The organism is Pseudomonas sp. IT-P395, assembly GCF_949767675.1.
Classification (GTDB): Bacteria; Pseudomonadota; Gammaproteobacteria; order Pseudomonadales; family Pseudomonadaceae; genus Aquipseudomonas.
Genome location: NZ_CATKPW010000001.1, coordinates 238598 through 253824 on the forward strand (window position 1 = coordinate 238598; position 15227 = coordinate 253824).

The 15227-nt window shown below is 59.7% G+C and carries 6 protein-coding genes; 4 read left to right on the plus strand and 2 right to left on the minus strand.

Annotation, left to right across the window (positions count from 1 at the left end; translation table 11 throughout):
- Positions 1–67 precede the first annotated feature (67 nt).
- Positions 68–3778 (plus strand): methionine synthase, encoded by a 3711-nt coding sequence (gene metH / locus ACM6IN_RS00985; protein WP_007912586.1) that lies wholly within the window; start codon positions 68–70, stop codon positions 3776–3778.
- Between the two features lie 53 nt (positions 3779–3831).
- Here the strand turns inward: metH and ACM6IN_RS00990 are convergent, their stop codons facing one another.
- Positions 3832–11070, minus strand: coding sequence for an NEL-type E3 ubiquitin ligase domain-containing protein (locus ACM6IN_RS00990; RefSeq protein WP_414915209.1), 7239 nt, complete (start codon positions 11068–11070; stop codon positions 3832–3834).
- A 169-nt stretch (positions 11071–11239) separates the two neighbouring features.
- On the opposite strand from ACM6IN_RS00990, the gene ACM6IN_RS00995 reads away from it, so the two are divergent.
- A complete protein-coding gene (locus tag ACM6IN_RS00995) occupies positions 11240–11458 on the plus strand; it encodes a DUF2970 domain-containing protein (RefSeq protein WP_007912583.1) in 219 nt (72 codons plus the stop codon).
- Positions 11459–11463: 5 nt separating this feature from the next.
- Here the strand turns inward: ACM6IN_RS00995 and ACM6IN_RS01000 are convergent, their stop codons facing one another.
- Positions 11464–12537: an ABC transporter substrate-binding protein gene (locus tag ACM6IN_RS01000; protein ID WP_123375075.1), complete on the minus strand. Its 1074-nt coding sequence runs from the start codon at positions 12535–12537 to the stop codon at positions 11464–11466.
- Between the two features lie 524 nt (positions 12538–13061).
- Between ACM6IN_RS01000 and ACM6IN_RS01005 the strand changes: the two genes are divergently transcribed.
- Both ACM6IN_RS01005 and ACM6IN_RS01010 read left to right on the plus strand, forming a co-directional pair.
- Positions 13062–14720 carry a nitrite/sulfite reductase gene (locus ACM6IN_RS01005; protein ID WP_007912574.1) on the plus strand — a complete coding sequence of 553 codons (1659 nt, stop codon included), beginning with the start codon at positions 13062–13064 and terminating at the stop codon, positions 14718–14720.
- Positions 14704–15198 carry a DUF934 domain-containing protein gene (locus ACM6IN_RS01010; RefSeq protein ID WP_007912572.1) on the plus strand — a complete coding sequence of 165 codons (495 nt, stop codon included), beginning with the start codon at positions 14704–14706 and terminating at the stop codon, positions 15196–15198. The genes ACM6IN_RS01005 and ACM6IN_RS01010 overlap by 17 nt, the downstream gene beginning before the upstream one ends.
- The last annotated feature ends 29 nt before the right edge of the window (positions 15199–15227 follow it).

Genomic DNA, 15227 nt, shown 5'->3' on the forward strand with positions numbered 1-15227 from the left:
ATGCTCTAAAACCGCACAGGTTTGCTATGATCCCGCTCCTTCGTAATGGTCTTTCCGAGTAGTCCAAATGTCCGATCGCAGCGTCCGCCTTCAAGCTCTCAAGCAAGCTCTCAAAGAGCGCATCCTGATACTCGACGGCGGCATGGGCACGATGATCCAGAGCTACAAGCTCGAAGAGCAGGATTATCGCGGCAAACGCTTCGCGGATTGGCCGAGTGACGTCAAGGGCAACAACGACCTGCTGGTGATCACCCGTCCGGACGTGATCGGCGGCATCGAGAAAGCCTACCTGGATGCCGGTGCCGACATCCTCGAAACCAACACTTTCAACGCCACGCGCATTTCCATGGCCGACTACGGCATGGAAGAACTGGCCTACGAATTAAACGTAGAAGGCGCACGTCTGGCGCGCAAGATTGCCGACGCCAAGACCGCCGAGAACCCGGCCAAGCCACGTTTCGTCGCTGGCGTGCTCGGCCCGACCAGCCGCACCTGTTCGCTGTCGCCGGACGTCAACAACCCCGGCTATCGCAACGTCACCTTCGATGAGCTGGTGGAAAACTACACCGAAGCCACCAAAGGTCTGATCGAGGGCGGCGCCGACCTGATCCTGATCGAAACCATTTTCGACACCCTCAACGCCAAAGCGGCGATCTTCGCCGTGCAAGGTGTGTTCGAAGAGCTGCACATCGAACTGCCGATCATGATTTCCGGGACCATCACCGACGCCTCCGGCCGTACCCTCTCGGGCCAGACCACCGAAGCGTTCTGGAACTCGGTGGCGCACGCCAAGCCGATTTCTGTAGGTCTGAACTGCGCGCTCGGCGCCAGTGAACTGCGTCCGTACCTGGAAGAGCTATCGAACAAGGCCAGCACTCATGTGTCCGCGCACCCGAACGCCGGCCTGCCGAACGAATTCGGCGAGTACGACGAACTGCCGTCGGAAACCGCCAAAGTCATCGAAGAATTCGCCCAGAGCGGCTTCCTCAACATCGTCGGCGGCTGCTGCGGCACCACGCCGGGGCACATTGAAGCCATTGCCAAAGCCGTCGCCGGTTATGCGCCGCGGCAGATTCCGGACATTCCCAAGGCTTGCCGCCTCTCCGGTCTGGAACCGTTCACCATTGATCGCAGTTCGTTGTTCGTCAACGTCGGCGAACGTACCAACATCACCGGTTCCGCCAAGTTCGCCCGCCTGATCCGTGAAGACAACTACACCGAAGCGCTGGAAGTCGCCCTGCAGCAGGTCGAGGCCGGCGCGCAGGTGATCGACATCAACATGGACGAAGGCATGCTCGATTCGAAGAAGGCCATGGTGACCTTCCTCAATCTGATCGCCGGTGAACCGGACATCTCCCGCGTGCCGATCATGATCGACTCCTCTAAATGGGAAGTCATCGAAGCCGGCCTCAAGTGCATTCAGGGCAAGGGCATCGTCAACTCGATCAGCATGAAAGAAGGCGTCGAGCAGTTCATCCACCACGCCAAACTGTGCAAGCGCTACGGCGCGGCGGTGGTGGTGATGGCGTTCGACGAAGCCGGCCAGGCCGACACCGAAGCGCGCAAAAAAGAAATCTGCAAACGCTCCTACGACATTCTGGTCAACGAAGTCGGCTTCCCGCCGGAAGACATCATCTTCGACCCGAACATCTTCGCCGTCGCCACTGGCATCGAAGAACACAACAACTACGCGGTGGACTTCATCAACGCCTGCGCCTACATCCGCGACGAACTGCCGTACGCGCTGACGTCGGGCGGCGTGTCCAACGTGTCGTTCTCGTTCCGGGGCAACAACCCGGTGCGTGAGGCGATCCACTCGGTGTTCCTGCTGTATGCGATCCGCGCAGGCCTGACCATGGGCATCGTCAACGCCGGGCAGCTGGAGATCTACGATCAGATCCCGCAGGAACTGCGCGACGCTGTGGAAGACGTGATCCTCAACCGCACGCCGGAAGGCACCGACGCCCTCCTCGCCATCGCCGACAAGTACAAGGGCGACGGCAGCGTCAAGGAAGCCGAAACCGAAGAGTGGCGCAACTGGGACGTCAACAAGCGTCTGGAACATGCGCTGGTCAAAGGCATCACCACGCACATCGTTGAAGACACCGAAGAGTCGCGTCAGTCGTTCGCGCGTCCCATCGAAGTGATCGAAGGTCCGCTGATGTCGGGCATGAACATCGTCGGTGACCTGTTCGGCGCCGGTAAGATGTTCCTCCCGCAGGTAGTGAAATCCGCCCGTGTGATGAAGCAGGCCGTGGCGCACTTGATCCCGTTCATCGAACTGGAAAAAGGCGACAAGCCGGAAGCCAAGGGCAAGATCCTCATGGCGACGGTGAAGGGCGACGTGCACGACATCGGCAAGAACATTGTCGGCGTGGTACTCGGTTGCAACGGCTATGACATCGTCGACCTCGGCGTAATGGTGCCGGCGGAGAAGATTCTGCAGGTCGCCAAAGAACAGAAGTGCGACATCATCGGCCTCTCCGGCCTGATCACGCCGTCGCTGGACGAAATGGTTCACGTTGCCCGTGAGATGCAGCGTCAGGATTTCCATCTGCCGCTGATGATCGGTGGCGCGACCACTTCCAAAGCGCACACTGCGGTGAAGATCGAACCGAAGTACAGCAACGATGCCGTGGTTTACGTGACCGACGCTTCCCGCGCGGTCGGCGTGGCCACGCAGTTGCTGTCGAAAGAATTGAAGGCCGGTTTCGTCGAGAAAACCCGTCTGGAATACGTCGATGTACGCGAACGCACCTCGAACCGCAGTGCCCGTACCGAGCGCTTGAGCTACGCCGCGGCCATCGCCAAGAAGCCGCAGTTCGATTGGGCAACTTATGAGCCGGTCAAACCGACCTTCACCGGCAGCAAGGTGCTGGACAACATCGACCTCAAAGTCCTCGCTGAATACATCGACTGGACGCCGTTCTTTATCTCTTGGGACCTGGCCGGCAAATTCCCGCGCATCCTTGAAGACGAAGTGGTCGGTGAGGCCGCCACCGCGCTGTACAAGGACGCGCAGGAAATGCTCGCCAAGCTGATCGACGAGAAGCTGATCAGCGCCCGTGCGGTGTTCGGTTTCTGGCCGGCCAATCAGGTGCATGACGACGACATCGAACTGTACGGCGATGACGGCAAGCCATTGGCCAAGCTGCATCACCTGCGCCAGCAGATCATCAAGACCGACGGCAAGCCGAACTTCTCGCTGGCCGACTTCGTGGCGCCGAAAGACAGCGAAGTGACCGACTACGTCGGCGGTTTCATCACCACCGCCGGCATCGGCGCCGAGGAAGTGGCCAAGGCTTACCAAGACGCTGGCGACGACTACAACTCGATCATGGTCAAAGCCCTGGCCGACCGTTTGGCCGAAGCCTGCGCCGAATGGCTGCACCAGCAAGTGCGTAAAGAGCACTGGGGTTACGCCAAGGACGAAGTGCTCGATAACGACGCGCTGATCAAAGAGCAATACAGCGGCATCCGCCCTGCTCCGGGTTACCCGGCCTGCCCGGATCACACCGAGAAAGCCGCGCTGTTCGCCTTGCTCGATCCGCAAGCCGAAGAAATGCGCGCCGGCCGCAGCGGCGTGTTCCTCACCGAACACTACGCGATGTTCCCGGCGGCTGCGGTCAGCGGCTGGTACTTCGCCCACCCGCAAGCGCAGTACTTTGCCGTGGGCAAGGTCGACAAGGATCAGGTGCAGAGCTACACCTCGCGTAAAGGTCAGGAATTGAGCGTGACCGAGCGCTGGCTGGCGCCGAATCTGGGTTACGACAACTGAGACCGGTTAAGGGCCCGGGATTTCTCTAATCCCGAGCCCGGTCAATCACTCAGTCAAGAACGCCACGAGGGCCCGGGCTTGGCTGAAAGCGTGCCTGGGCGCTCCGACTCATCGGCCAGACTCCGAAGATCGTTGATCTCTCGACGGGTCAGCTCGACTACTTTCTGTACGCGCAGGGCATCAATTGTCCTGCTCAGCTCAGCCAATTCCAGGTTGTAGTGTTCTTTGTCGATTTCACCGTTTGACTGGCGATCCTCAAGCTCGCTGAGCGATTGGTGACGCTGCTCGGCCACCGCGCGGTCGATCGCATTCGTTTCCTGCGGATAACGCTCGTGCAGATATTCGTTCCAGTAGTCGCGCGATGCCATGCTCACCAACAGTGCGTCGGTGCGCTCCGCCTCCAGAATCGATGCCCGCGATTGCGCCAGCATTTGGTCGCTGATCGGCGTGCCGTATAGCATGTACGCCGGTTGCCCGGGCAAATCCACGCCGTCCCCCCAACCGCTGGTCAGGCTGATCCGATAACGCAGACGTATTTCGGCGCGATCATGCCCCTGCCCTGCGGCCTCGGCCAGGGTCTCGACCCTTTCCAGACGAAACAACTGCCGTGACAACCTCAACAAGGCCCGCCCTCGGAGCATCAGTCGATTCGGTGGAATTTCGCGCAAGGCGCGATACACCGCCACCCGTACTTCCATTTCGCTGAACGTCAGAGTTCGTCCATCAGGACAGGTGCCATGGGACTCAGCGCTTTGGAACAGCAACTCCCGAAGCTCGGTGTTTTCGCTTGCGGCGTCCATGACATCCCACACCCTGCGCGTCAGATCGGCCTGCACAAGCCTGTAGTCGCGGGTATCGCGCAACAGTCGGATCAACTGGAAAAAGCGCTCGTGGCCTGGCTCTTGCGCCAATCGCGCCCAGACGCCCCTTCTCACCTCAGCCAATTGCGGTGAAGCCCCCTCGAGCCAGGGATTCAATGCCCTTGGCGCAATGTCGTTGGCCGGGTCAAAGATGTTTTCGGCTGGCAACACGGCCGCATGGGGGTCATGCCCCGCGACGGCGCCATCTTCGCCTTCCACCACGCCACCGTTTCCGGCAATGGGCTGCTCGGCGAGCGGGCTGACGTCGGCGCCAAACAGCTGAGCGTGAATCATCCCGTCAATCTGCCCGCGTGAAATGCCCAGGACATGAGAAGAGGCATTCACGCGACTGAAGTATCTGAGCTGCTGTAACGCAGAAAGTGACAGGTCATCGTTGCCGGACAAATCGGTGCCTGCTACCAGGCGCGAGTGATTGCCATCGAAAAGCGTCTCGGGAAGGTGCGCGATGTTGTTGCTGCGCAGATCCAGCCGGCGCAGGTATCGAGCCTGCAAGACGCCAGCGGGCCAATCGTTCAACGCGTTGTAGCGCAGATCCAGCGTTTCGAGGACGCCGAAGCCGGGCGGGTTGAAGGCTTGCAGAATGTTGTAGCCCAGATCCAGTCTGCGCAGACGGTTATGGCTCAGCAACGGGTAAACACTGGCGCCGCTCGAGAGGTTGCAGTGTTGCATTTCCAGTTGTTCCAGTTCGCGCATGCGGCGCACCGCGCCTGGAAGATTCGCGAGGTCATTGCCACTGATGATCAATGTGTTCAGATCAGCAAAGGCATTCAGAAAGCCATTGGACCCGTGCTCGCTGATTCCCACACCGCGCAGGTTCAGCGTCGTCACCCCTGCAAGTGGCGCATCCAGAGAAGGTAGATCGCCGGTCTGCAGTCCTTGCAACCTAAGCTCCATGGCTTCGCCAGCGGCGCCCGGCGTCAGCCCCTCGAGCCAGGCTTCACAGATGCGCAAAGCCGCGAACGAGCGATTTTGCGCAGTGATGTGGCGCCTGCCAGTGCGCACCTCGCGGGTATACAGCCAGTCATTCAACTGGCGAATCAAGCCTTCACTGGCTTGCTGCCATTGGCTGATTTGCGCGTCTATCTGCACATCGCTGCGTCCCGCTTCACGCAGCTTGCGCAATAGCAGCCGGGCGCGTTCGGGCGTCATGCTCGGGGTCAGGCGCCGCAAGTGCGCCAGCCTCCCCGCCTTGTCCGCAATCACGGCGCCGCGCTCGGGCACGGGTAGCAACAGGTCAGCCAGAGACCAGCCCGTTTCCGCCGGTGGAAACTGTGCAGGCACCGGCTCCTCGGCGAAGCGTGTCAGTGCGCCGTGCCCAAGCCCTTTGGCCTGTTCGATGCGGCGCAAAGCCGTATTCAGGGCGGTCTCGCCTTCAGCACTGAAGACGTTGCCCGTCAGATTGGCTTTTATCAATGCATCGGGATGCGCCAGTGCTTGAGGCGACAGCGACGCTATCTCGTTGTCACGCAAGTCGAGCCAGGACAGCAGCGGCAGACTTTCGGCGCCGGTGGGCCAGGATTGCAGCTTCGTCGAGCGAAGGTTCAACGCCTGCAACCCGGTCATCGCCCTGACATCCAGAGTGTTTAACGGGTTATGCCCCAGATTCAGTACCTCGATGCGCGGCAAATCATTGAATTGCGCTTGCACTGGCGGTGTGACGAGCAGGTTGTTATTGGACAAGTCGAGTTCGGTCAAGGCCGGTAGCTCACTGGCGGTAAACGGCAGTTCGGTGAACGCATTGCCACTGACATCCAGTATTTCAGCACCGCTGAAACCTCTGATAAACCCGCGAGCCTGTTCGACGGGGACGTCGAGCAACCCCAGGCGCAACGTAGAAACGTGGGGAAAACTGCCCGCCGGCAATGACGGCAGCGTGAGGATCTTCTCGACCGATGCCAGTCCTCCAAGGCTCAGCCCTGACTCAGGCAGGGCAAATGTGGAAAGGTCTGCCCTCACGCCGTAACGCTGACGAAGCGCGCCATTCCAGCTGCTCTTGAGCGCCCTTAAAACGCCGGCGCTGCGTCCGGTCGCCCATTGCCAGCGAAGTGCCGGATTGCGCAGCCCGCCCTGCTGGGACGGGGCGTAGAACTGCGCAAAGATTTCATCGTGTTCGACCCTGAGCTGGTCAATCGCCAGCAGTCTCGCTTCGGGCGTTGTCCAGACCTCATTGAATCTCTGCGGCAGAGGATCGCTGAAGTTAGGCATCACGGCCATGAAGTCCAGTTCTGCGCGGCAATACTCGCTCACCATTTGTTCCAGATCGACCAGATGGCCGAAGGGGCCTGAATAGTTTTTGACGTATTCAAAAGCGCGCCTGAACGCCGCCCGACTCAGTTTCGACCAGTCCAGCGAGAGTCCGGCCCAAAGCCTTTCGTGCCCGCTGTAGAGAGCATCGGGCAGTGTGTCGATCGAGGTACGTGTCAAATCCAGACGCTCAAGCTGTTCCAGCCGCTCGACGTAAGCCGGCCACTGTCGCAATGCGTAGGGGGCGTTGACTTGCAAAGCACGCAAACCACTCAGCGGTGAAAGATCCAGCGCGTGCAGGATTGTCGAGTCGAATCCTGAATAGTCGATGCGTAACGTCTGCAAAGACGTCAACGCACTGAGCCTGTGCGTAAAACTCTCGGCCAATTCCGGCGCATAGGTCGAAAACCGCAGGTGGGTCAGCCCGGACAACCGACTGACCGCCTCGGGCAATGAGGTGAGTGGTTGAGGCCTGGCGGGCAGTTGACCATAGCTGGGGCCCAGATCCCCCAGGGTCAGCCGGGTGACATTGGGGAACAACGCGATGAAGGCGTCGGCATTGGCATCCGTGATGCCGCTGCCTGTCACCGAAAGTTCGCGCACATGGGGAAAACGCGTGGTGATCACCGGCAGCGGCGTCTCACACACCAGCGACAGACGCGCCGCTTCGGCTGAGTGCTCCGCGAGTGGGCCATTGCGCCAAGCCTCCCTGAGCGCTTGAGAGAATGACCACTGGTGTTGTCCAGCCTGACTGCCAGTCGGGCCGGCCTGCCATTGATCCAGTGTGGCGTTGAGCGCCTCCCACTCACGCCGACGCGTGCCCAGTTCAGTGAAGATTTGCCTGTCGGTCCGGCCGCGCTGCTGGCGCAAAAATGCCTCGGCCTGTTGCGGACTCGGATAAAGCTCCGTCACGCTCGCTGCGACGGAGGAATGCAGGCTGGCGCCACGCCCGCTTGCGTAGTAGCCCTTGAGTGTGGCGCTCACCCGTGTCGGAGGCTTGAACCATTTGAGTCGCGGCGCCAGCAGTTGTGCGGCTTCACGGCGATGAATATGCGCGTATTCGATGATTTTGTGTTGCAGTTCACGGCTGTCACTGACCTGCGGCAGACCAATCGCCGCACGTGCGTCATCCGGCAGTGCATGCATGATCGAGTTGTAGAAATTGTCGCCCGCCCCGGAAACGTGGTTGAGCAATTCACCGCGCTCATTGAAGGCGAGAAAAAATGCTCCGTTCTTGACCAGGTATCTTTTATCCGGTGCGGTTGTTTCACCGAGGCTGTCGAGCAGTGCTCCGGTGGTGCTGCCGTCACGGAGCTCCAGACGCAGAGTCGACGGCCAGCCTGGCAATTGCTGCAAGGCGTGCAAGGCCAATCGTCGGCTGTCCGCCGTTGCAAGGTTGGCACTGCGCAAACCGATAAAAGCGCGGGTCTGGCGTCCTTGACGGGCATGCCAGCGAGCCTCTTCGAGCATTTTCAAAGGCGAGCGCCCCGTCGTATCCATACGCTCCAGCTGTGCTGCAGTGGCATGATCCAGCACATCCTGCGCGGCGGCCTCACTCAAACCTGGACACTCGCGCTGCAGCAGGCTGACTCGCGCATCGAGCGGTTCAGTGCCGTCGTAGAGGCTGGCAAAAATCGCAGGCTGGCGTGTATTGGCAAAACCGGCGAGTTGCTTGCGCAATGCGTCTGCTCTGGCGGAATGGAGTCGCGCCGCATCCCTGCCAAGCAGATAGGTAATCTCGTTTTCGTCCAGCGCCGCCAGAATCCGCGCCGGCATTTCGCCGTTCAACACCTGCGCACGACTGAGCTGGATAACCGGTCGGGGGACGACCCATGGCGGTTGTTTTGCCGCGCCATAGCGGATGGACGGCCCGGACAATCCCGCCGCTTCAAAAACTTCCAGCGCCCGACCGAGTGGCCAGCGCGGCATTTCGGTGACCAGGGTAAGTGCATACAGATAGCGATCATCGATCCGCGCTGCCCCGCTCAATTGTTCGATGACCTGCCCTGCCGACGCATCCGCGTTGAACAAACGCATGGCGTCGAGCCATTCCGGCGGCGGTGGCAAATGATCCAGGTGCATCTTGCGCAAGGTGTTGTCGCTGACACCGCTGATCTGCGCCAGCATCAACAACGCCTCATCCGAAAGGCCCTCGGTGACATGCCCCATGCGCCGCAGCAGTGTCAGCGTGTCCCAGGACATCGGGCGTTCCAGCGTGTGGCGCCAGGCACCCCGGCCGTTGTGCCCAAGGACGGGCTGGTAAGCGTTGGGTTCAGTGGGGTGCCTGAGGCGCCATTGCGACGTCGAGGGATCGAAAAACTGTTCGTAGACCTTGTCACCCTGACGAATGTAGGTTTTACCGTCGATAGCGTGTTGCCCCAGGTCATTCGGCTCGGTCGAATCACTCAGCGTGACAGGATGTTCATAGCCGCTCAGATCGGATTTCCACAAACGTGTTTCACCGTTGGGCAATGTCACCGGGTGCAGATCTTCGATCACCGGCTCAGGCTTGACGGCAGCCAGTCGATTGAACCCCGCGCCCGCGCCAGCCATCACAGCGATCAGCGCAAGGTTTTCTGCCACATCCACCAGGTGCGCCTTGGCGGCGTGCTTGTCGCCCTCGCTCCACTCTTTTACGCCTTCGAAGGTTTCGTATAACAGTTGTCCGGCCATGATCACCATCATGACCTCGCCCAACACCGGGACGAACATCGACACCATGTTCAGCCCCAGCAACCCGACCTGCAGCAAGGCCGCCAGTTTGGCGTCGCGCGCCTTGATGTTGACGTCAGCGGTCGGAACCGCATGACTGCGCGCGTCGGCCAATACCCTGTCGCGATGCTGTTCATAGAGATATGTCCACAAATCCGAATTCTCGGCCCAATGACCATCGCCTTCGTGACGCAAAAGCGAGGCGCCCAGATAAGGATCAGGATCAGGCTGCATTTTCGTATGCCTGGGTGGCAGCTCCTGGATCGCGATAAACGGGTAAGCCGGGGTAATGACCTCGATGATCCTGCGCCACGGCGACCAAAGCAGATCAGTTGATGCATCGTCAGCTTCCTGTACGAACTGGCTGAAGTAATAGGGGCGCTTGGCATAAGGCAAAAACTGGCTGAAAAACCGCTGATAGGGTGTCGGCTCGGCACTCTGTGCCTGTTGTGCATCGCGAGTGGTAAACAGGCGCTTGAACGTTTCGTCGGCTTGCTTGCCGGAGTAGCGTTTCAGCGGATGCTCGGGATCATTGGGCACATAGAGAATCGTTGCATCGTACGACCGACGCTTTTCAGCGATCGTGAAGGCGACGCAGCCCACCAGCCTTTCCCCCATCAGGCCCAAGTCATGAAACCAGACGGGTTTGCCTCGCACCCTTGGATGTTTTTCACCATCGACGACGGAAAGAATCATGGCGTGATCTTCTGGCTGAATATCCCCGGCCAACAACGCGCGTTCGGCCGCCGCCCTCAGGGCGGCCTTTTGACTGGCAATGAAATGCTCGCGCAACAGCGTTTCTGCCGCAGTGTCCGCCGGGTGGAAAAAAGCCTTGAGATACGCCTGGTATTTCGCCCCGATGTCCAGGTCGCGGCACAGGCTCAGAAATCCTCTGACCGAGACGTTAACGGGCACTGGCGTGTAAATGCCGGGAGTAGTGGTCTCTACGATGAAACCGGAACTGCGGTGAAAGGCACCGTACTTGCACTCCTGACTTTCGAAGTTGTGCAGAGCCGCCTGCAGCAGCGGCAACTTCAAGACCTCGAAAGAACCGATTTCCGCTTGAAAGATCCCCATGACCAAAGGACGCTTGAGGCATAACAAGGTCTTATCGACGTCGACATCCACCTGATGGCGACTTTTCAACGCTTCAAGCAGTAAAGGCCGGGCAAACGCGTCGATGTCTTTGAAGCTGGACAGGGTGTTGTCCAATTGCACCTGCGCCGTGACACTGCTCTTGAAACTGGCATCCAGAATCTGGCGTTGTGCAGATGACGCGCGCGCGTACCAGTCTGGCATCACCGTCCCCGCGCGCTTGATCGCCGTCCTTCTCGGCTCGCTGGCATCGATCAGCCATTGCGGTACTGCAGCTTCCAGGAACTGCGCGTGGAAACTGTCCGTGGCTTGAGGTCTGGCTGGCCCGTTGTCCTGGGCAGTAAGGGAATTGGGGGACATACATCGCTCCTGTAAATGGAGCGACAGCACACCATCTCTGCCCCGCTGTACTGCGATACATAGTTATTGGCGATCGGTATCAGTTGTAACAAGTCATCTGAATCAAAAGACCGAGGCACCGCTGGCGCCTTTGACTATGCTTCAAATGCACGATTTCGAAGGGGGATTTATGGACGATCCAATCGACAACAAACCACCGACCTTCTGGCAGATGCTGCACAGCGTGATGGCGGCGGCGTTCGGGGTGCAGAGCGGCAAGAACCGGGCAAGGGACTTCACCCATGGCAAGCCCAGCCATTTCGTGGTGCTGGGCATTCTGTTCACGGCGGTGTTTGCGTTGACACTATTTGCCATCGTCAAACTGGTGCTGCATTTCGCCGGGGTCTGACGCGGTCAGCGCATCAGGGTCTGCAAGGTGAACGGGTAGCGATACGACACCGGTTGCCCCTTGGCCGAGAGCTTGCGGAAATTCACGCCGTAGTTCGGCGACTTGCCCATGGCCAGCATTTGCCGGGCATGCGATTTGTCGATCAGTTGCAACAAGGGAATCTGCCGGTCGCGGCCGCCGTAGTGATTCAAATCGACGCCCTGCTCAACGTCATGCAATTCGACCAACGCCCAGCCACCCAAGGTGAAATGCCCACCGACCAGTGCGCTCAGGCGCCCGTCAACCAGCGCCTGCAAGGCCGCCGGCGAGGTGTTGACCGCACTGAACAAGGCATTTTTGCCGGCGACTTTGCCGGTCTCGGCGTACGCGCGCATCGCGCCGAAAGCCATTTCATCATTGGCCGACCACACCAGCGACACCTTCGGGTAACGGGCGAACAGCTGTTTGGCCTGCTCATAGGCGCGTTCCTGGTTCCAGCCGCTGTAGACCAATTGCCGCAGACGCATCTGAGGGTGTTCGGCCAGCGCCCGTTGCATGCCACGCTCGCGCAATTGCGCCGAGGGGGTGACTTTCAGCCCGGAGAACGCCAACACTTCAATCGGTTCGGCAGCGGGCGTCGGCGGGTGCAGGCGGATCAGTTCCTTCATCATCAGGTAACCGCCCTCCTCGTCGTTCGGCACCAGACTGCCGATGCGGTCATTCCGTTCGCCGACCAGCGCTTGCTGGTCAGGTGTCAGTGCCGCGTTGACCATAAACAGCTTCACGCCGCTGTTCTCGGCCAGACGCAAAATTTGCGGGGCGACGTATTGTTCGTTGACGAACACCAGGTACTCGGGACGATTCGGCCCCTGCAACGCGACACGCGCCTGAGCCAGGGTCAGTTCGGGCTGGCGTTGGGAGTAGAGAATCTGCAGATCGATGCCCAGATCATGGGCGGCCGCCTGCATGAATTGCGAATAGCTGACCCAGAAGGCTTCCTGCGTCGAACCCGGATTCAAAAACAGCACAGACTCTGCCCGCGCGCCGGTCTGGAACAGCGCGACGAACAACAGAAGACTGATTTGCAAAAGCTTGAACATGAAGCATCCGGGCCCAAGGAAAAATGGCCGCGCATTATAGCCCTCGTTCCACCGGCTATTGATGCCTGATCCCGCTTTTGTCCGACAATTTGTCGGAAGCGGGCCCGGATGGGTCGTTTACTGATGGCTGACCCAGAATACCGCTGTTCCTACCACGAGAATGATCAGGAACAAAATGGCCCACGCATCGACACTGCTGTCGCTTTTTCTTGCCTTGGTCGGATTGCTCATTGCATCGCCTCTTGTCGGTTTTATCGGTGATTGCAGAAAGACTCGACCACAGTTAAGACGATGATTGTCCGCACGACAAATGTGGGATAGTTGACAGCGATTCTCGTTAGGCGATTTGGTTCTTTACATATACTCAAACATCACTTTTGCGCATAACTGCAAACGGGTATATTGCCCCGGCTCCGTTAGGGAGTGCGCGGCCGTGCGCGCAGAATTGCAGAGGCACAATCGGACTCCGGCAAGCGAAAACGCAGTGCTACTCCGAATGGCCCAAGCCTGAGAACAGGACTTATATGTACGTATACGACGAGTACGATCAGCGGATCATCGAGGACCGCGTCAAGCAGTTCCGTGATCAGACCCGACGCTATCTGGCAGGTGAGCTGAGCGAAGAAGAATTCCGCCCCCTGCGCCTGCAAAATGGCCTGTACATCCAGCGCTTCGCGCCGATGTTGCGTGTGGCGGTGCCTTACGGCCAGCTGACTTCGCGTCAGACGCGCATGATGGCCAAGATTGCCCGCGACTACGACAAGGGCTACGCCCACATCAGTACGCGGCAGAACGTGCAGTTCAACTGGCCGGCGGTGGAAGACATCCCGGACATTCTGGCTGAACTGGCCACCGTGCAAATGCACGCGATCCAGACCAGCGGCAACTGCCTGCGCAACGTCACCACCGACCAGTTCGCCGGCGTCGCCGCCGACGAAGTGATCGACCCGCGCCCATGGTGCGAAATCGTCCGCCAGTGGACTACATTCCACCCGGAATTCGCCTACCTGCCGCGCAAATTCAAGATCGCCGTCAACGGTTCGACCGCTGACCGTGCGGCCATTGAAGTCCACGACATCGGTCTTGAGCCGGTGCACAACGCCGCCGGCGAACTGGGTTTCCGCGTGCTGGTCGGCGGTGGCCTTGGTCGTACGCCAGTCGTTGGCGCGTTCATCAACGAGTTCCTGCCATGGCAGGACCTGTTGAGCTACCTCGACGCCATCCTGCGTGTCTACAACCGCTACGGCCGTCGCGACAACAAATACAAGGCGCGGATCAAGATCCTCGTCAAGGCACTCACGCCTGAAGTGTTCGCACAGAAAGTCGATGCGGAAATGGAACACCTGCGCGGTGGCCAGACCACACTGACCGACGCTGAACTGCAGCGCGTGGCCAAGCACTTCGTCGACCCGGACTACAAGGCGCTGGACAACCAGACTGCGCAACTGGCCGAGCTGGACAAAGAGCATCCGGGTTTCGCCCGCTGGCGTACCCGCAACACCCTGGCGCACAAAAAGCCGGGTTATGTCGCCGTGACCCTGTCGCTGAAGCCGACCGGCGTTGCCCCGGGCGACATCACTGACAAGCAGCTCGATGCCGTCGCCGATCTGGCCGACCGCTACAGCTTCGGTCAGCTGCGCACCTCGCACGAGCAGAACATCATTCTTGCCGACGTCGAGCAAAGCCAACTGTTCACCCTCTGGGGCGAACTGCGTGAAGGCGGTTTCGCTACGCCGAACATCGGCCTGCTGACCGACATCATCTGCTGCCCTGGCGGTGATTTCTGCTCGCTGGCCAACGCCAAGTCGATCCCGATTGCCGAGTCGATCCAGCGCCGCTTCGACGACCTCGACTACCTGTTCGACATCGGCGAGCTGGACCTGAACATCTCCGGTTGCATGAACGCCTGCGGTCACCACCACGTCGGCCACATCGGCATTCTCGGCGTCGACAAGAAAGGCGAAGAGTTCTACCAGGTCTCCCTCGGCGGCAGCGCCAGCCGTGATGCGAGCCTGGGCAAGATCCTTGGCCCGTCCTTCGCTCAGGAAGCCATGCCGGACGTGATCTCGAAGCTGATCGACGTGTACGTTGAACAACGTACCGAAGACGAGCGCTTCATCGACACCTACCAGCGTATTGGCATCGACCTCTTCAAGGAACGCGTCTATGCAGCGAATCATTAAGAACAACGAGGTCGTCGACGAAACCTGGCACTTGCTGCCCAAGGATTTCAACATCGACGAGATCAGCAACTGCGACGATCTGATCGTTCCGCTGCAACTGTGGCGCGAACACAGCCGCATGCTCAAGGCTCGCGACGGCGGTCTGGGTGTATGGCTGGACGCCGACGAAGAAGCCGAAGAAATCGGTGAAGACGTTGCCGAGTTCCAGGTGATTGCCCTGAACTTCCCGGCGTTCACTGACGGCCGCAACTACTCCAACGCCCGCCTGCTGCGTGACCGTTACGGTTTCAAAGGTGAACTGCGGGCGATTGGCGACGTGCTGCGCGATCAGCTGTTCTACATGCACCGCTGTGGTTTCGACGCCTTTGCCGTGCGTGCGGACAAAGATCCGTACGAAGCCCTGGAAGGTCTCAAGGACTTTTCGGTGACCTACCAGGCTGCCACCGACGAGCCGCTGCCGCTGTTCCGTCGCCGCTAAGTCTTCTGGTTTAGCGCGGACAAAAAAAC

Coding starts and splice junctions, on each gene's coding strand:
- metH (WP_007912586.1), top strand. CDS start 68: ATGTCCGATCGCAGCGTCCGCCTTCAAGCTCTCAAGCAAGCTCTCAAA.
- ACM6IN_RS01005 (WP_007912574.1), top strand. CDS start 13,062: ATGTACGTATACGACGAGTACGATCAGCGGATCATCGAGGACCGCGTC.
- ACM6IN_RS01010 (WP_007912572.1), top strand. CDS start 14,704: ATGCAGCGAATCATTAAGAACAACGAGGTCGTCGACGAAACCTGGCAC.
- ACM6IN_RS00995 (WP_007912583.1), top strand. CDS start 11,240: ATGGACGATCCAATCGACAACAAACCACCGACCTTCTGGCAGATGCTG.
- ACM6IN_RS00990 (WP_414915209.1), bottom strand. CDS start 11,070: ATGTCCCCCAATTCCCTTACTGCCCAGGACAACGGGCCAGCCAGACCT.
- ACM6IN_RS01000 (WP_123375075.1), bottom strand. CDS start 12,537: ATGTTCAAGCTTTTGCAAATCAGTCTTCTGTTGTTCGTCGCGCTGTTC.